Annotated in this window: 15 protein-coding genes; 13 read left to right on the plus strand and 2 right to left on the minus strand. The window is 45.9% G+C overall.

Annotated features, from left to right (window positions below; genetic code table 11):
* Positions 1-13: 13 nt before the first annotated feature.
* The gene (locus AACR11_RS20205; RefSeq protein WP_005449386.1) at positions 14-1,057 is read right to left on the minus strand and encodes an ABC transporter permease; all 1,044 of its coding nucleotides are present in this window, start codon (positions 1,055-1,057) and stop codon (positions 14-16) included.
* Between the two features lies 1 nt (position 1,058).
* Positions 1,059-2,084 (minus strand): ABC transporter permease subunit, encoded by a 1,026-nt coding sequence (locus tag AACR11_RS20210; protein ID WP_005434432.1) that lies wholly within the window; start codon positions 2,082-2,084, stop codon positions 1,059-1,061.
* A gap of 821 nt (positions 2,085-2,905) precedes the next feature.
* Between AACR11_RS20210 and AACR11_RS20215 the strand changes: the two genes are divergently transcribed.
* The 13 genes from AACR11_RS20215 to AACR11_RS20275 all read left to right on the plus strand — a co-directional run bounded on the left by AACR11_RS20215 (position 2,906) and on the right by AACR11_RS20275 (position 19,119).
* Entirely contained in the window at positions 2,906-5,389 is a 2,484-nt protein-coding gene (locus tag AACR11_RS20215; RefSeq protein ID WP_005448453.1) for a TonB-dependent receptor, read from the plus strand.
* Positions 5,390-5,458: 69 nt separating this feature from the next.
* Positions 5,459-6,223 carry a DUF3450 domain-containing protein gene (locus AACR11_RS20220; protein ID WP_005448454.1) on the plus strand — a complete coding sequence of 255 codons (765 nt, stop codon included), beginning with the start codon at positions 5,459-5,461 and terminating at the stop codon, positions 6,221-6,223.
* Between the two features lie 3 nt (positions 6,224-6,226).
* Positions 6,227-7,588 (plus strand): MotA/TolQ/ExbB proton channel family protein, encoded by a 1,362-nt coding sequence (locus AACR11_RS20225; RefSeq protein ID WP_005448456.1) that lies wholly within the window; start codon positions 6,227-6,229, stop codon positions 7,586-7,588.
* 9 nt (positions 7,589-7,597) lie between these two features.
* A complete protein-coding gene (locus AACR11_RS20230; RefSeq protein WP_005448458.1) occupies positions 7,598-8,125 on the plus strand; it encodes a MotA/TolQ/ExbB proton channel family protein in 528 nt (175 codons plus the stop codon).
* Positions 8,126-8,150: 25 nt separating this feature from the next.
* The gene (locus AACR11_RS20235) at positions 8,151-8,558 is read left to right on the plus strand and encodes an ExbD/TolR family protein (protein WP_005430119.1); all 408 of its coding nucleotides are present in this window, start codon (positions 8,151-8,153) and stop codon (positions 8,556-8,558) included.
* A 4-nt stretch (positions 8,559-8,562) separates the two neighbouring features.
* The gene (locus AACR11_RS20240) at positions 8,563-9,192 is read left to right on the plus strand and encodes an energy transducer TonB (protein WP_029788934.1); all 630 of its coding nucleotides are present in this window, start codon (positions 8,563-8,565) and stop codon (positions 9,190-9,192) included.
* 11 nt (positions 9,193-9,203) lie between these two features.
* On the plus strand, positions 9,204-10,418 hold the full coding sequence (locus tag AACR11_RS20245; protein WP_029788935.1) for a hypothetical protein: 1,215 nt from the start codon (positions 9,204-9,206) through the stop codon (positions 10,416-10,418).
* Between the two features lie 364 nt (positions 10,419-10,782).
* Positions 10,783-11,406: a guanylate kinase gene (gene gmk / locus AACR11_RS20250; protein ID WP_005430186.1), complete on the plus strand. Its 624-nt coding sequence runs from the start codon at positions 10,783-10,785 to the stop codon at positions 11,404-11,406.
* A gap of 163 nt (positions 11,407-11,569) precedes the next feature.
* Positions 11,570-11,842 carry a DNA-directed RNA polymerase subunit omega gene (gene rpoZ, locus AACR11_RS20255; RefSeq protein WP_005379346.1) on the plus strand — a complete coding sequence of 91 codons (273 nt, stop codon included), beginning with the start codon at positions 11,570-11,572 and terminating at the stop codon, positions 11,840-11,842.
* 39 nt (positions 11,843-11,881) lie between these two features.
* Entirely contained in the window at positions 11,882-14,002 is a 2,121-nt protein-coding gene (gene spoT / locus AACR11_RS20260) for a bifunctional GTP diphosphokinase/guanosine-3',5'-bis pyrophosphate 3'-pyrophosphohydrolase (protein WP_005434453.1), read from the plus strand.
* A 53-nt stretch (positions 14,003-14,055) separates the two neighbouring features.
* Complete coding sequence (gene trmH, locus AACR11_RS20265) at positions 14,056-14,739, plus strand: tRNA (guanosine(18)-2'-O)-methyltransferase TrmH (RefSeq protein WP_005448464.1); 684 nt, start codon at positions 14,056-14,058, stop codon at positions 14,737-14,739.
* A 131-nt stretch (positions 14,740-14,870) separates the two neighbouring features.
* A complete protein-coding gene (gene recG / locus AACR11_RS20270) occupies positions 14,871-16,952 on the plus strand; it encodes an ATP-dependent DNA helicase RecG (RefSeq protein ID WP_029788936.1) in 2,082 nt (693 codons plus the stop codon).
* Between the two features lie 205 nt (positions 16,953-17,157).
* Positions 17,158-19,119 carry a S9 family peptidase gene (locus tag AACR11_RS20275; protein WP_005448468.1) on the plus strand — a complete coding sequence of 654 codons (1,962 nt, stop codon included), beginning with the start codon at positions 17,158-17,160 and terminating at the stop codon, positions 19,117-19,119.
* The last annotated feature ends 167 nt before the right edge of the window (positions 19,120-19,286 follow it).

A 19,286-nucleotide genomic window follows, 5' to 3' on the forward strand; every position in this document is an offset into this window, starting at 1 on the left:
TCACAATGCATGCTTAAACATAGCGAGTGAATTTTTTCGGGTCGAATGCTGCTCGAATCGCTTCACCGATAAAGGTCACCATAACCAGTACCAGAACAATCGAGCTCACTACTGATGCAACGATCCATGGCGAGTCTAGGTTCGACTTACCTTGTTGCAACAACTCACCCCAACTTGGCGTTGGAGGCATCAAACCAAGACCTAGGTAATCCAGTGCCGTCAGTGCCGTGATGTTTGCAGCGATAGTAAATGGTGCAAGAGTCACAATCATAACCATGGTATTTGGCAAGATGTGGTTGAATAGAATACGTCCAGTGGATGCACCAAGTGCGCGCGCAGCCATCACGTATTCACGAGCTGATTCTTTATAAGTCATGGTACGCATGTACCACGTCATCCCCATCCATCCAAAGAGTACGTTGATGGCAACGAATAAGGTGAATGTGGGCTGAACTATCGAAACTAAAATCATGATGACGTACAAAAACGGCACCATAGACCACACTTCGATCAAACGTTGAACAAACAGGTCAAACTTACCGCCCCAAAAGCCCATCGCACAGCCAACAGCAGTACCAATCGCGTACGAGATTGCCATTGTCAGCAAGGCAAACCCCATCGCCGTTCGAAAGCCGTAAACCAATCGAGCTAAGATGTCTCGGCCAATCACGTCCGTACCAAGGTAGTGTTTACTCTCAGCATCTGGAGCCGTTGGCGGGAAGTCACCACTAAAATCTTGCTCGTACGGGTTCCACGGCACAATCGGCAGAATAACGAAGTTATCACCACCTTCCGCTTCGAAGACTTTTTGCAGCTCGCGGTAATCCGCTTCACTGGAAGACGCTTGACCAAACTCGCTGCCTAAACGCACATCACTCACCACAGGAAAGTAAAAGCTACCGTCGTATTTGACGACAAGCGCTTTACTGTTGATCAACAACTCAGCAAATAGAGAAAGGATCAACATGGTCGATAAGATCACAAATGACCAGTAACCACGTTTGATTTCTTTAAAGTGGCGGATTTTCTTTTGAGTTAACGGGCTAACTTTAATCATATTACGCTCCAAACTTCACACGTGGGTCGACTAAAGCAACACAGATATCTGAAATGATATTACCGATCAGCAGTAATACCGCGTTGATAGCTACGATGCCCATTACTACGGGATAATCGCGCTCCATGATGGACTCATAACCAAGCAGACCGATGCCATCAATGTTAAAAATTACTTCAATAAGGAATGCACCTGTCATAAAGAACAACAGAGAGTTACCGAAGTGAGAGGCGATAGGAATTAAGCTATTGCGTAGTGCGTGCTTACGTACCGCTTTCTTAAATGGCAAACCTTTCGCAATGGCAGTACGAATGTAATCAGATGATAGGTTTTCCATTAGGTTGTTCTTCATCGTCATCGTCAACGTTGCAAAATCACCGATGAGATAACAGATCAAAGGCAGCACCGCGTGCCACATAATGTCTTTCGCTCGCTCAAAAAAGGTCTCATAGTCATCAAAATCATCACCAACGAAGCCTCCCATCGGGAACCACTCTAGGTGATAACTGAACAAGGTAATAAGGAGGACACCTACCACATACCCAGGCAAGGCGTAACCAACGAAAATAAGAATAGAAGACGCGGAGTCAAACACGGAACCGTGCTTCAACGCTTTATAGTAACCAAGTGGGATAGAGATAAAGTAACTGATAAAGAAGGTCATCCCACCATAGAATAAGGAGACAGGTAGACGCTCCGCAATCATGTCTGATACTGGCTCGTAGTAACGTGTTGACTCACCTAGGTCCAGCGTCACTAAGCGGCTCAGCCATTCAACGTACGCTTCCATAACTGGCTTATCTAAACCGTAGAAAGCATTAAGCTCCGCGATTTGGTCATCGGAAAGAGCGGTGTTACCACCCGCAGAAGTCATTGATGCGGCACCATCACCTTGCGCTTGCATTTGAGACAGCATGCGCTCAACCGGACCACCAGGTACGAATCGCGTGATAGCAAAGATAAGAATGGTAATTCCGAGAAACGTTGGAATCACCAACGCCAATCGACGTAAAAAGTACGACAGCATATACAACTTGCTCCTTGTCTACTGTCCATTATTAGGCGGGGTTGGAGAGGAAAGATCCGGCCCAAAATGGTGCATTTCTATCCCGTAGTAACTAAAGCTGTTGAAACACACTCCCTGAGTTTCAAAAGTCAGTTTTTTCCACTACTGCAATAATTTCAGCGTCATATTTATCTTGAATCCGAGCAAGCTTCAAGTGTTTGAATCCAAAACATGACAAACTTCTTCCGATGTCGAAAAACAGAAATGTTTTTGTAAATAATTATAAAAAACCACAAAAACAATTCATACAGAATATCAATCTAGGCACTTTAGAGCCAAAAGCCTATATAAACATGCAGATATCCAGAATAAATAGACAAAACCACCTAAGCGATATTTGACCCAAAAATACGAGTGAGCCCTTTGATAACGGTGGGTATCATATTCTGATACCACCCAGTGCGAGCGAGTTAACATACCTACCATTCCGTAAAAAGCATAGATCAGAATTATTCTCTAGATATACATCCATTTTCAGTGCTAATCGCCCACTTAAAATCCATAGGCGATATAAGTCATTAGTGTTTACAAGAAACACAAAATACGGTGTTTTATTAAGATTTGATCTCGATTTATAAACGTCATGCAGTAAATTATTCTGTGATTTAGGTCACTTTTGGTTTTTTACATCTTTTTTACATTTCTTTATCTCTGTTTACCACTGGTTTGACTTCCTTTTTTCATCTCAGGTATACATGTTCCGAACGTTAACGAAATATTAACGTCACAATTGGTCGTTATATGGCCAGACATAGGAAATAATAATAATCGGAGCAACAAGGATGTATAAAAACACAACCGCTTTATCTGTTGCGATCAGCCTTGCACTGGGAACCGCAGCAGTGGCACCTCTAGCAGCACAGGCAGAAGAGCAGCAAGTTGAACAACTTCAGAAGATGAAGGTAACAGGTTCACGTATCTCCACTACGGACATGGAAGGTCCAAACCCAGTAGACGTATATACAGCAGATGACATCGCTAAGATGGGTGCTGTAAGCGTAGATGATGTTCTACGTGGACTAACACAGAATGGTGCAGGCAGCTACGGCAGCTCATTTACTAACAGTTTTGCTGCAGGTACTTCTGGTGTTTCTCTTCGTGGTCTTGGTGCGAGCCGTACTCTAGTTCTACTCAACGGTCGCCGTGTAGCAAACTACGCGTTTGCACAAAACCTAAACGACACTTTCGTTGACCTAAACTCAATCCCACTTTCAGCTGTTGAGCGTATCGACGTTCTTAAAGATGGCGCATCAGCAATCTACGGTTCAGATGCTATCGGTGGTGTAGTAAACGTAATCCTTAAGCGTGACTACGAAGGCTTTGATGTTCGCCTAAACGGTGGTCAAACATCTTACAGCGATGGTGAAGACCTAGATGTTACGCTAACTGGCGGTAAAACATTCAATGACGCAACAAACATCATGGCGTCTCTAAACGTTGTCCAAAAAGGCAACATCATGATGAAAGATCGTCCAAACACGAAAACTGCTGACCACTCTTCTCAAGGTGGTTATGACTGGCGTAGCTCTGCAGGTACACCAGGTCGTGTTTACAAAGAAGATGGTACATGGGAATCACTATGTACTGGTGGTAGCGCAGAATGTAACTACAACTACAACGAAGAAATTGCAATGATCCCAGAAAGTGATCGTTACAACTTCCTAACTAGCCTTAACCACCAACTAAACGAAGATACCAACCTGTTTGCGGAGCTAAGTTTAAACCGAGTTGAGTCAACAACTATCTCGGCACCGACGCCAGACTTCCAAAACGTGACTATCTCGAAAGACAACCCGAACAACACGTACGGTGAAGACGTCACTATGCGTCACCGTATTCTTGAAGCTGGTAACCGTATCAACGAAATCACAACAGATTCTATCCGCGTTGTGGCAGGTGCAGAAGGTTACGCAAACTGGTTTGATACTGACGTAGACTGGACAGCTGATGCTGGTTACCACTACACAGAAACAGAAAACGTAGGTAAGAACTACCTAACAATCGCAGGCTACCAAGCGGCGATCGACAGCGGTGCTTACAACCCATTCGTTACGAACAACCCATCATCATCACTAGACGGTGCTCGCGTTGAAACAAAACGTAAGGGTGAATCTAAACTTGGCTTCATCAACGCTGGTGCTTCTTTCCCAGTATTCGAGCTATCAGGCGGTGACGCATACGTTGCTGTTGGTGGTGAGTTCCGTTACGAAGCAGGTTCTGATACGCCAGACGCAAGTGTTGAAGCAAACCAAATCGTTGGTAGTGGTGGTACAAGCTCTGATGGTGACCGTACTGTATTTGCAGGTTACGTAGAACTTGTTGCACCGGTTATCGAAGAAGTGGAAGTACAACTTGCTGGTCGTGCAGAGCACTACAGCGACTTTGGTTCAGCATTCAGCCCGAAAGTGGCAGTTCGCTACCAACCAATGGATGAAGTGCTATTCCGTGCATCATACAGCCACGGCTTCAAAGCACCGACTCTACCAGAAGTTAACGCGGGTGCATCTACAAGCTACCAAACACTTTACGACCCGCAAACTGACACTCGTGGTCAATACCGCGTTGTTAGCCAAGGTAACAAAGACCTAGATGCGGAAACAGCACAGTCATTCAACATCGGTACTGTAATCGAGCCGCTTGAAGACCTATCTGTAAAAGTTGATTACTTCTACATTGTGAACGATGACAAGATCGACACACTAGGTGCACAGAAGCTTATCGACGAAAACAGCCCTAACGTTGTTCGTAAAGCGAACGGTGATATCGACTACATCCTAGATGAGTACGTGAACGTTGCTAAGCAACAAGTAAGCGGTATCGATAGTGAAGTGAAGTACGACCTATCAACTGATAGCTACGGTGACTTCCTAGTGAAACTAGCTGGTACTTACAACATTGAGTACAAGCAAAGTGACTCAGACGGCAACCTAGAAGATTACATTGGTACTTACTTCGGTGGTCCTCGCTTCAAAGGTAAAGCAACGCTTGGTTACGGCTACGAAGACTTCGCATTCACAAACATCGTAAACTACACGCACTCTTACGACACTCGTTACGAGACTGCAGAGCACTCTGAAGTTGACGCTCTAACAACTTGGGATACACAGCTTGCGTACACAGGTATCGAAAATGCAACGATTGCTGTTGGTATCCGTAACGTAACTGACGAATTGGCGCCATTCTACAATGAAGCAGAAGGCTACCACTTCGCATTCCACGACAACACAGGCCGTTTCTACTACCTACAACTTGAATACGGCTTCTAAAAACCTTTTTGGCGCGGGGCTTTCCCGCGCCCTTATCGACTGACTTTATACACTGACAAGGATGCTACTATGACGTTAAAGAGATTTGGCGTGAGTGCTATTACCGCTGCACTGCTGTCTGTAAGTGCTGGTTCTATAGCGGCAGATTCAGGTTCGGTAATTTCTACTCAAGCAAAAACCAACACCTCTGCACAAGTTTCTCAACAAAAAATCGACGGATATGCTGAAAGCGCGGAAAGCATGCTAGCTGAATACAAAGGCTTGCTTCGCCAAATCGACAGCATGAAAGTCTACAACGAGCAAATCAATCGTATGGTTCAATCGCAACAAGGCGAGTTGGATTCATTAAACAACCAGATTGCTCAAATCGACCAAACAGCGACAGAAGTTGTACCTCTAACGCTTAAAATGATCGATGCCCTAGATGAGTTCGTTACTCTTGATCTTCCATTTCAAAAAGAAGAGCGCACCAAACGTGTTACTGAGCTGCGTGACCTAATGGATCGTGCAGATGTAACGACTTCAGAAAAATTCCGTAAAGTGATGGAAGCGTATCAAATCGAAGAAGGCTTCTCTCGCTCCATTGAATCTTACAAAGCTAGCCTAGAGCGCAACGGTGAAACCGTGACTTACGACTTCCTACGTATTGGTCGTACTGCGCTTCTATTCCAATCTCCGGATGGCGGTGAAACAGGCATGTGGAATCAACAAACCCGTCAATGGGAATCACTACCTGAAAACTACCGTATCGCTGTACAGCAAGGCCTTCGTATCGCTAAGAAACAAGCGCCACCAGCGCTGATCAAACTGCCTGTATTTGCTGGGGAGGAATAAGAAATGAAAGGATTCAAAACTCTAGCCGCTGGTTTGCTAGCGAGCTTATTCATGATTTCTGGTGCGCAAGCTGAAGCACCTAAAAACCTATCTGAGCTACTGAAAAACGTAAAATCAGAAAGTATTGTTGAATCAAAAGAGAACAAAGCTCGTGAAGCTGAGTTCAAAAACAACCGCGACAAGCAAGCTGCATTGCTACAACAAGCTCGTGACGAGCTAGCTGCCCAACAAGCACTTGGTGATGAGCTAAAAGCAACATTTGATGAAAACGACAAGCAGCTAACTGAGCTAACTGAAACACTTCGCGTTCGTTCAGGTACTTTAGGTGAGATGTTTGGTGTGGTTCGCCAATATGCGGGTGAATTTAAAGGTCTATTTGCAGCTTCGCAAAACGCCGTTCTTTTCCCTGAGCGTGACGTACTACTTTCTAAACTAGCGGAAAGTAAAGAACTGCCATCTACGCAAGAACTTGAAGCGTTTTGGCACACAATCCTACAACAAGTAGTCGCATCAGGTGATACAACAACAGCTCAAGCGACCGTTGTATACGGCGAAGGTAAAGAAGCGGTACGTGACGTAACCCTAGTGGGTGAGTTTAACGCAATCGCAGATGGCAAATACGTAACTTACGTACCTCAAACTGGTAAGTTCGAAGAGCTATCACGTCAACCGAGCAAGAACATCACTCGCCTAGTTGGCGGTTTTGAAGCAGCAGAAGGCACATACGAACCACTATTTATCGACCCATCTCGTGGTGTGATTCTGTCTCTACTAGTACAAAGCCCTACCGTTCAGGAGCGTATTGACCAAGGTGGTATCGTTGGTTACGTAATCCTAGCTATGGGTGCAATTGGTGCACTGATCGCACTCGTTTGTTACCTACGCCTACTCGTTATCGGTGGCAAAATGCGTAAGCAAGCGAAATCAGACACTGTTATTCCTGGCAACCCTCTGGGTGAAGTTATCCAAGCTTACCAAGAACACAAAGGTGACAACCTTGAAGATCTTGAAGCGAAACTGGACGAAATCATCCTACGTAACGCACCGAGCATTGAACGCTTTATCAGCTCAATCAAACTGTTCGCTTCTGTAGCACCACTTCTAGGTCTACTGGGTACGGTTATGGGTATGATCGGTACGTTCCAAGCAATCACACTATTTGGTACAGGTGATCCTAAGCTAATGGCTGGCGGTATCTCAGAAGCACTTGTTACTACGATGCTTGGTCTGGTTGTCGCAATTCCTCTACTGTTCCTGTACACCATCGTACACAGTAAAGGTCGTCGTTTGGTTCAAACTCTTGAAGAACAGAGTGCAGGCTTCATCGCTCGCTATCAGGAAAAACTGCATAAAGCCGAAAGCTAAGGAGGCGTTATGTGGTGGTTAGTTGGAGAACTTGAATCAATCAGACGCTTCTTGGGAATGGGTGGTGATGTACTCGTCGCCATCTTTATCCTCAGCTTCATGTTGTGGGCAGTATTGCTAGAACGTTGGTTTTACTTCGCTGCCGTCGCTCCAAAAGCAATGAAAAAAGCCGTTGGCTTTTGGGAAGAGCGCTCAGAACATAAAAGCTGGAACGCTAAGATGATCCGACAAGAAATCGTTTCTCGTCAGGATATTGAGAATAAAAAGGGACTACCAATCGTTAAAGTACTGATTGCGCTTTGTCCCCTACTTGGTCTACTCGGCACCGTTGTCGGCATGATTCAAGTATTCGATATCTTAGCGGTTACAGGTACAGGAAGCCCTCGAGCAATGGCCTCGGGGATCTCAAAGGCAACAATCCCAACATTAGCGGGAATGGTGGCTTCACTATCAGGACTGTTTTTTAGTACTCGTCTTGATCATTTAGCCAAAGTCACCACGCAGAAGCTTGAAGACAAGCTAAAGCACATTGCCTGAGTAAACGGAATTAGAGGTATAGGTCATGAAGAGACGCTATAGCAATGACAGCAGTGATGAAGCTGCTATCGATATGACACCGATGCTCGACATCGTCTTCATCATGTTGATCTTCTTTATCGTAACAACATCGTTCGTTAAAGAAGCCGGTCTAGAAGTAAATCGCCCAACGGCTAGCTCAGCGCAAACCGTGAAGAAAGGTAACATCATGGTTGCCATTGGTGCCGCTGGTGACGTTTGGGTTGATAAACGTCGCATCGAAGTAGACGCCGTACGTGCAAACATCGAACGTCTACGTGCAGAAAGCCCAGATGGTGCAGTTGTTATCCAAGCGGATACTGAAGCTAACGCTGGTGTAGTCGTGAAGGTTATGGACCAGATTAAGATGGCAGGTGTAGAAAGCATCTCCATTGCCGCAACCAATAAGGATTAAGCCTATGCGGTATCTGGTCTCAATTGCACTGGCGCTCATTGTCTCCCTCGGGTTGTTCTGGGGGATGGACAAGCTAGTAAACAAAGAGCGCCACGAGCTAGTGTCGAATGATGATCTACGTATGGTTGAATTCATTCGCATTAAACCGGACGAAAAAATACAGGAGAAAAAGCGCGAACTACCAAAACCACCACCGCCGAAGCGTCCGCCACCGCCACCTGAAATGAAGGTGACGTCAACGGTCAAACCGGTGATGGATCAAATCCCGATGGACATGCCGAAACTTGATCTACCAGTTAATGTTACGGGTGGCTCAGTACTTGGTCACTACTCTCAGGGCGGTGGTTCAGTTGCGGGATCGGGTGGTCCAGTACCATTGGCGACTTTCCAACCTCAAATGCCTCGTAAAGCGGCGAAGTCAGGTCTAGAGAAAGGCGTGGTATTGATTGAATTCACCGTTAACGCTCGCGGCGCGGTTGAAGACATCAAAGTAGTAAAAGAGACACCTCGTCGACTTGGTTTAGGTAAAGCAGCAAGAAAGACCGTATCGAAATGGACTTTCAAACCTAAGATGGTTGATGGACAACCGGTGGCCTCGCGCATGGCTCAAGAAATTGAGTTCACCACCAACTAGGGAGTCACAATATGAAATTACTCAAGACATTGCTGGCTTCTGTTGCGTTAACAATGGGTGTGCTTAGCACACCTGTTGTTGCCAAAGATGCGCCACAGCTTTCTGATAAAACATTTAAAGTCGTTAACAAAGTTCAAGAACTGATTGCGACTGAGAAATACTCTGATGCAATCGAAAGGTTGAACAAGGCACTCGGTAAAACTTCAAAGAAGTATGACCGTGCAGTGCTGCTGCAACAGATGGGCTTCTTGTACTCAATGAGAGACGACTATGTAAAGGCATCTAAGTACTTTGCAGAAGCGCTTTCTCTGGATGCTCTTCCAGTACCCGTTGCACAGCAAGTTCGTTACAGCCTTGCTCAGTTATATCTTGCTGAAGAACAGTTTAAGAAATCGGTTAAAACCATGGAAAAGTGGTTTGCCGTAGCTGAAACAACGAAAGAAAAACCACAAGCACACGCTTACATCACGCTAGCAAGTGCTTACGTTCAAATGGAAGACTACCGTAAAGCAATCGCACCAACTAAAAAAGCGATTGCAATGACGAAGAATCCAAGTGAATCGTGGTACATGCTTCTGATGGCTTCTCATTACGAGCTAGGTCAAATGAAGAGCGTTGCTAGTGTTCTTAAGATCCTAACCACTAAGTACCCACAGAAAAAGCGCTACTGGATGCAACTTTCTGGTACTTACATGGAGCTAAACCAAGACAAGAATGCACTTTCTGCTTTAGAAATGGCGTACAAACTGGGCTTGTTTGAAGAAGAGAAAGAGTACTTACGTCTAGTCAACTTCCTTGCTTATCAAGAGATACCTTACCGCGCGGCGAAGATTCTAAAAGATGAAATGGCAAACGGTAATATCGAAACAAACCAAGAAAACTTAGAGCGTTTAGCGTCATTTTGGCAGCAGTCGAAAGAGCTTGATAATGCGATTGATACCTATCAAACCGCTTATCAATTGGCTCCTAAGACAAAAAGCCAGCTAAAAATTGCCCGTTTGATGATTCAAGCGAAGCAATACCAAGCTGCTTCTAAGTTTGCTGCGACGCCTGCCTCAGACGCATCGCGCTCGCAAGCCGCAGAATTGCAATACATCCGCGGCATGGCTTTCTTTGAATTGAATCAGCCAACTCAGGCGCTTAAATCAATGAAGAAAGCAGCACAATCGGATTCGATGAGACAAGTAGTGAGTCCATGGATCAACTACCTAGAGTCGCAAGGCTAATAGGCGCTCATCATCTGCAAAGTAGTAACCAAAGTGGTTGTGGTTGCTCCGAAAATTAAGTGTGAGTCAGTCGCACGCCTGGGGAAGTGAAAGCTTCCCCTTTTTTCGCTTCTATATATAGAGGGGGAATTCATACCACACCTCAAAGATCCAAAAGATCGGCTAGCAACATCTGGGAGATCATGATACTCTTCGCCTCCATTTTTCTGGCGGGTTTATCACCAATCTCAAGCAGTTTGATGAAGAAATCATCAACGCCAGTGCTATCGTTATACCAATCTCGTGAATAAACGTCGTTGGCATGACAACAAGGTCGAGACTTCTTTCGGCATTCACTCAATCCAACCAAAAGTGGAACAGTACAATGGGCAAAGGTACTCTCTATATCGTATCTGCACCTAGCGGCGCAGGTAAATCTAGCTTGATCTCAGCAATGTTGGAACGTAACCCAACATATGCAATGAAAGTGTCTGTGTCTCATACTACTCGTGGCATGCGCCCTGGCGAAGAAAACGGTATCCACTACCATTTCGTTGCAAAAGAAGAGTTTGAAGCTCTGATTGCACAAGGCGACTTCCTAGAATACGCAGAAGTGTTTGGTAACTATTACGGCACATCACGCGTATGGATTGAAGAAACGCTAAACAAAGGCATCGACGTTTTCCTAGACATCGACTGGCAAGGTGCACGTCAAATCCGTGAGCAAATGTCAGAAGCGAAAAGCATCTTTATCCTGCCACCATCAAATGGTGAGCTAGAACGCCGTCTAAACACTCGTGGTCAAGACAGCGAAGAAGTGATCGCAAAACGCATGGCAGAAGCAAAATCTGAAATCTCACACTACAACGAGTACGATTACGTAATCGTAAACGATGATTTCGATACTGCATTAATGGACTTTAAAGCCATCCTACGTGCGGAAAGATTGAAGGAAGAAAAGCAAGCTGCTAAATATAAAGGTATGCTTGATGCGCTTCTAGCAGAGTAATTCTGCACTGAAACACAAATTTTCGCTTCTTTATTACGGTAAGGAAGCTTATATTGCTTATATAGAAAGTCATTGTTGTTGCACGTCTTATCGCTAGTAAATATTACGCTGAGACTGTATACTTTCTCGTCATTCAAAATTTAGTTAACTATTTGGAGTCCTCATGGCACGCGTAACTGTTCAAGACGCTGTTGAAAAAGTTGGCAACCGTTTCGACCTAGTACTGATTGCGGCTCGCCGCGCTCGTCAAATGCAAACTGGTGGTAAAGATGCACTAGTGCCAGAAGAGAACGATAAGCCAACGGTTATCGCTCTACGCGAAATCGAAGAAGGTTTAATTACTAAAGAAGTTCTAGACGCTCGTGAACGTCAAGAACAGCAAGAGCAAGAAGCGGCAGAGCTAGCGGCAGTAAGCAGCATCGCTCACAACCGTTAATTCTGACTTTAGAATTCAACAACCTCCCGGGCCTATAATTTGTATCTATTCGATAGCCTCAAAGACGTTGCCCAAGAATACCTAACAGAGCCTCAAATTGAGGCTCTGCGTCAATCTTATGTGGTAGCAAGAGATGCCCATGAAGGGCAAACCCGCTCAAGCGGTGAACCATACATCATCCATCCAGTCGCTGTGGCTCGAATCTTGGCCGAAATGCGCCTCGATATCGAAACCCTCCAAGCTGCTTTGCTGCATGACGTCATCGAAGACTGTGACGTTACAAAAGAAGATCTCGAAGAGAAATTCGGCAATACCGTCGCTGAGCTGGTTGATGGTGTATCTAAACTGGACAAACTCAAATTCCGCGATAGGAAAGAGGCTCAAGCCGAGAACTTCCGTAAGATGGTTCTGGCGATGGTGCAAGACATCCGCGTTATCCTGATCAAACTGGCTGACCGTACGCACAACATGCGCACGTTAGGTGCCCTGCGCCCCGACAAAAAACGCCGTATTGCTCGCGAAACACTGGAAATCTACGCGCCGCTGGCTCACCGTCTTGGTATTCACAATATCAAAACGGAACTTGAGGAGCTTGGCTTCGAAGCGCTTTACCCGAACCGCTACCGCGTTCTAAAAGAAGTGGTAAGAGCGGCACGTGGTAATCGTAAAGAGATGATCCAACGTATTCACAGCGAAATTGAAGGTCGACTCGAAGATGTTGGCTTGAATGCGCGCGTGTTAGGTCGTGAAAAGAACCTGTTCTCCATCTATAACAAGATGAAAACCAAAGAACAGCGTTTCCACACCATCATGGATATCTACGCTTTCCGAGTGGTTGTTGATACTGCCGATACTTGTTATCGCGTTCTAGGCCAAGTACACAGCTTGTATAAGCCACGTCCTGGTCGTATGAAAGATTACATTGCGGTACCAAAAGCGAACGGCTACCAATCGCTACATACTTCTATGGTTGGTCCACATGGCGTGCCAGTTGAAGTTCAGATCCGTACCGAAGATATGGATCAAATGGCGGACAAAGGTGTCGCTGCGCACTGGTCATACAAAGACAAGGGCGACAAGTCTGGCACAACAGCGCAAGTGAAAGCTCAGCGTTGGATGCAAAGCCTGCTTGAGCTACAACAAAGCGCTGGTAACTCATTCGAATTCATTGAAAACGTAAAATCGGATCTTTTCCCAGATGAGATTTACGTCTTCACACCAAAAGGTCGTATCGTTGAATTGCCATTAGGCGCAACGGCTGTCGACTTTGCCTATGCCGTACATACTGATGTCGGTAACTCTTGTGTTGGTGCTCGTGTTGACCGTAACCCTTACCCACTAAGTAAGGCACTGAAGAACGGTCAGACAGTAGAAATCATCAGTGCACCAGGTGCGCGTCCAAACGCGGCTTGGTTAAACTATGTCGTGACTTCTCGCGCTCGCACTAAGATTCGTCAAGTATTGAAGACCATGCGTCGTGAAGAATCGATTACCTTAGGTCGCCGTCTACTGAATCACGCTTTAGGTCGTCATTCGATTGATTCAATCTACCCAGAAAACATCCAAGAAGTGCTGACTGATCTGCGCCTAGAAAGCGTCGATGATCTGCTAGCAGCAATTGGATTGGGTGAATTGATGAGTATCGTCATCGCACGTCGCTTATTGGGTGACACTGATGAATTGACCACCACAAGCTCAATTCCAAACGAGTCTAACAAGAAACTGCCAATCCGTGGTGCAGAAGGTCTGCTACTGACTTTCGCAAATTGTTGTCACCCTATCCCGGATGACCACATTATCGCTCACGTATCGCCAGGTCGTGGTCTTGTGGTTCACCGTGAAACGTGTCCAAACGTACGCGGATACCAGAAAGAGCCGGACAAATACATGGCAGTCGCTTGGTCTGAAGAGTACGACAAAGAGTTCATCGCGGAACTGAAAGTCGACATGCTCAATAACCAAGGTGCGTTAGCGGAATTGACCAATGTGATTTCGAAAACCGGTTCGAACATTCACGGTCTTTCAACCGAAGAACGCGACGGTCGCTTGTACACCGTTACCGTTCTGCTAACCACCAAAGATCGTGTTCACCTTGCTGGCATCATGCGTAAGATTAAGACCATGCCACAGGCGACTCGAGTCAGACGAAGAAAGAACTAAACTCTATCGCCACCCACACACTGGGTGGCGATTTTTTTATATCTCTATTTATTATGAATTTAGAACGTTACAACCGCATCCATCAGGTGTTAAAAGCACGCCAAACCGACCTCACCCTGTGCCTTGAAGAAGTTCATAAGCCGAACAACGTTTCTGCAGTGATCCGTACCGCTGACGCAACAGGCTTACACAAAGTTCATGCGATTTGGCCCGACAAAATGCGCACACTGACCCACACCTCAGCAGGGGCACGCAACTGGGTTGAAGTGGATACTCACGATTCGATTGAAACTGCGATTACCGAACTCAAAGCACAAGGCATGCAAGTTCTGGTCACCAACCTTTCGGACACCGCGGTCGATTTTCGTGAGATCGACTACACCAAGCCAACGGCAATCATTCTGGGTAGCGAAAAAATTGGCGCTTCAGAGCAAGCGAAGAAACTCGCAGACCAAGACATCATTATTCCAATGATCGGTATGGTGCAGTCTTTAAATGTCTCAGTCGCCAGTGCTGTGATTCTTTATGAAGCGCAGCGTCAGCGTGAAGCCGCTGGTATGTACGAACGTGATGAAAGCGCACTGCCAAAAGAGACCATCAACCGCATTCTGTTTGAGCGAGGACATCCGGTCTTAGCAAAAGTAGCGAAACGCAAAGGGCTAGAATATCCACAACTTGATGACGAAGGCCAAATTGTGGCTGACGAATCGTGGTGGAAAGAGATGCAAAGTAAATAATCAACTTTTGTTATCCTGAATAGCGACGAAGGAGCGAAATTCAACTCCTCACGAAGCTGTATTTTTCCCTGTACAAAAACACAGCTTCGTGGTTAACATACTGCTATGTTAACTATTTTCTTGAGCCCACTATGTCTGCCCAAATGTTATCTGCTATTCCTTTAACCTCTCTATCTGGAGTTGGCGCCAAAGTCGCAGAAAAACTCGCCAAAGTTGGCTTGCATAGCGTTCAAGATCTACTGTTCCACCTTCCTCTTCGTTACGAAGATCGCACTCGCATTTACCCAATAGCCAAGCTGCATGCCGGGCTCTGGGCGGCAGTACAGGGCAAAGTCATGGCTGTCGATACTACTTTCGGCAAACGCAAAATGCTGACAGTAAAAATCAGCGACGGCAATGGCACCATTACTCTACGCTTTTTTAACTTTACTGCCGCGATGAAGAACAATTTCTCGAATGGTAAGTTAGTACACGCTTACGGTGAAATAAAGCGTGGTGGTATGGGCTTAGAGATTGTTCACCCTGACTACAAGTTTTATGTAAGTGAACAAAAGCCGGATGTGGAACAAAGCTTAACCCCCGTTTATCCAACCACCGATGGGTTACGTCAAATCACTTTGCGTAACCTGACGGAACAAGCCTTATCACTCCTCGATAAAGCCGCAGTGCAAGAGTTGCTGCCTTCTGGTTTGTACAATCACCAGATCACTATGTCGCAAGCGCTGCATACGATTCATCGACCGCCTCCAACCATTAATTTGGATGAGTTTGATGAAGGTAAACACCCAGCTCAAATTCGTTTGATCATGGAAGAATTACTGGCGCAGAACCTCTCTATGTTGGCAGTGCGCAGCAAAGGACAACAGGACGTTACATTGCCTTTGGCGTCGTGTGACTCGCTGAAAAAGCAACTACTGGCTCAATTGCCCTTCTCGCCGACCAATGCTCAAGCACGAGTCGTTAAAGAAATTGAAGCTGACTTAGAAAAAACGCACCCAATGATGCGCCTTGTTCAAGGTGACGTAGGCTCGGGGAAAACTCTAGTTGCTGCGCTTGCTGCCGTCAGAGCCATTGAACACGGCTATCAAGTCGCTTTAATGGCACCGACCGAGCTGCTCGCCGAACAGCACGCAATTAACTTCGCTAATTGGTTTGAGAAAATGGGCATTCAGGTCGGTTGGCTGGCTGGAAAATTAAAAGGTAAAGCCAAAGAAGCCGAATTGGCGCGTATTGCCAGTGGTGAAGCGCAAATGGTCGTGGGCACTCACGCCCTTTTCCAAGAGCATGTTGAGTTTCATCATCTTGCTTTGGTCATTATTGATGAACAGCACCGCTTTGGTGTCCACCAGCGCTTAGAGCTACGCGAGAAAGGCGCAAAACAAGGCGCTTATCCACATCAGCTCATCATGACAGCAACGCCAATTCCGCGAACATTAGCCATGACTGCTTATGCCGACTTAGAAACGTCGGTGATTGATGAGTTACCACCGGGTCGAACACCAATCCAGACGGTCGCAATTCCAGACACCAAACGCGATGATATCGTCGAACGAGTGCGCAATGCCTGCCTAAACGAAGGCAAACAAGCGTATTGGGTATGTACTTTGATTGATGAGTCCGAAGTCTTGGAGGCTCAAGCTGCTGCCGACACTGCAGAAGAGCTGCAACGTAAACTGCCTGACGTAAAAATTGGTCTAGTGCACGGACGAATGAAGCCCGCTGAGAAGCAAGCGGTGATGCAGGATTTCAAAGACAACAAGCTGCATTTGCTGGTCGCAACGACAGTGATTGAAGTAGGCGTAGACGTACCCAATTCCAGCCTGATGATCATCGAGAACCCAGAGCGTTTAGGTTTAGCTCAGTTGCACCAGCTTAGAGGTCGTGTTGGTCGAGGTTCAGTGGCGAGCCATTGTGTGTTGCTGTATCACTCGCCATTATCAAAAACCGCCCAAAAACGTTTAGGCGTATTACGAGAAAGCAACGACGGCTTCGTGATTGCACAGAAAGACTTAGAGATTCGTGGACCGGGTGAGCTTCTTGGTACCAAGCAAACTGGCTTGGCAGATTTTAAAATTGCCGACTTAGTGCGAGATCAGCGCTTAATTCCGGAAGTTCAACGCATTGCACGTTACATTCATGACAACTACCCGACGAATGCGACCGCAATTATTGATCGTTGGTTAGGCGAGCGTGACATTTATTCTAAGGCGTAAACGGGCTGCGCCTTAGTAGTAAGACGTTTCTTTCACCAATTCGATAACTAAATCACATCTAAATTTCTATTCTATTGATTTTAAATATGTAAAATCAATAACGTTTTATTAACACAACACACAGATGCGTTGTGCTATCGGCTAGGTTAGTTAAGCACTACTGCTAACCTCCACTCTGATAATAAATACGTTTCAAGGAGTAGAAATGAAGAGTACCTGCCTTAGGCTGTTGGCTTCAGCCTGTATTCTAAGTAGTGGTTCAGCATTTGCTGACACCTCAGATATGGCGAAATTGTTCGCTAAAGGATCGAGCTTTTTTAACCCAAAACTCTCCCCTGATGGTAAGTACCTTGGGGTCGAATCCAAAGTGGATGGTAAAGATGCGCTGGTCATTCTCGACGCACAAACAATGAAGCCAACCAACATGCTTCGATTCCCAGACAACGAGCAAGTAGCCGATTATTACTGGGTCAACAATGAGCGCGTTGTCGCTTCAAAAGAAACCTTCACGGGCTGGTTTACTCAACCCTCACCCACAGGTGAATTTGTTGCCGCGAATGTCGACGGTTCTAAAACCGCCTACCTGTTCGGTCCTCAACCACCACAAAGCGGCAGCAGCGTTTCTAAACGAGGCAAAGCCACTCGCGCCTTCGGCATCATGTTAGACCCAATGCCAAATGACGAAAAGCACATGCTGATTGCTGCGATTCCATACAACCGCTCATTTGACATGGAAGAGGAAAAAGACGTCTACAAAGTCAATGTCTACAACGGTCGCGCGACCAAGCAGATGTCCGCCCCTATCAGAAATAGCTATTTCCTAGTTAACCATGATAACCAAGTCGGCTTTGTAACGGGCTCTGGTGATGATCTCAAACTCAAGTCTTTCTATCGCAATGGCAACAAGTGGCAATCCATCGCGACATTAGACAAACTCAATTTAGAAGAACTTACCCCCATTTCCTTCGCCGAAAACAACCATTCGATTTATGCCGCAGCAAGTAAAGACGGCTCACCCCAAGCGATTTACCATGTTGATTTAAAAACAGGAAAATACAAAGAGGTGGTTGCCGGCGAAAAGGTTTCACCACATAACTTTTGGCTTGATCAGCAATCCAAGCAACTGTACGCCATTGAATATGAAAAAGACTATCCAACCTATGCCTTCGTGGACGACAAGCACCCGCTGAGCAAGCAGTTGAAGCAACTACTGGCGACATTTGAAGGTCATCAAGTCCGTATTCTTAGCCAAACAGAAAATGGCGATAAATTCATTGCTCTGGCATTTAATGACCGTAATCCCGGCGATTATTACCTATTCAACACCGATCCTGTCGAAGGTCGATACCTCTTCTCTGCACAGAAATGGCATGACCCGAAAAAAATGGCAGAAGTTCGTCCATTTGCTTTCACGGCAAGAGACGGGCAGGAAATCAATGCTTTGCTAACACTTCCACCGGGTAAAGCGGAAAAGGACCTACCTTTGATTGTGAACCCGCACGGTGGACCTCACGGACCGCGTGACTGGTGGGAATTCAATCCAGAGAACCAGTTCTTAGCTCAAAAGGGCTATGCTGTTCTGCAAATCAACTTCCGTGGTAGTGGTGGCTTTGGAGATAATTTTGAAGAACTTGGATACCGTAAATGGGGTACCAATATTCAATACGACATCATTGATGCCACTCGCCATATCATCAAGCAAGGTATTGCCGATGCCGATCGTATCTGTATTTCTGGCGGTAGTTTTGGCGGCTACAGCGCGCTTCAAAGTGCCATCGTCGAACCGGATCTGTTCCAGTGTGCAGTAGGCAGCTTTGGCGTCTATGACCTTGAAATGCTTTACACTGAAGGCGACGTAAAAGACCGCAAGTCAGGCGTTAACTATCTAGAAGAAGTGATCGGTCGTGATAAGAAAGAGCTTCAATCCATGTCACCCGTTCATCATGTCGACAAGCTAAAAGCAGACATTATGTTGGTCCACGGAGCCAAAGATGAACGAGCACCAATTGAACAATTTGACGCCTTAGTGGAAGCGCTCAAAGCGATCAATTATCCACACAAAACAATGGTGATCGGCGATGAAGGGCACGGATTTTATAATGATAAGCACCAAGCCAAGTACCTTACTCAAATTGGTGAGTTCTTCGATAAGCACTTAAAAAACTAAACTCCCAATGTAAAACCTTAAAGGCGATAACCATTCCGTTATCGCCTTTTCTTTTCAGCCCAAAGCAAACGTTTGCTTTTTGAATAAATCCCTCTATAATCGCGCTCAAAATTTATGGTGTGCACCTTGTCACATCAAACCAACCTGAGTTGACACTGATTAACAGC

It is taken from the genome of Vibrio sp. L85 (genome assembly GCF_963871815.1).
In the GTDB taxonomy this organism is placed as follows: domain Bacteria; phylum Pseudomonadota; class Gammaproteobacteria; order Enterobacterales; family Vibrionaceae; genus Vibrio; species Vibrio harveyi.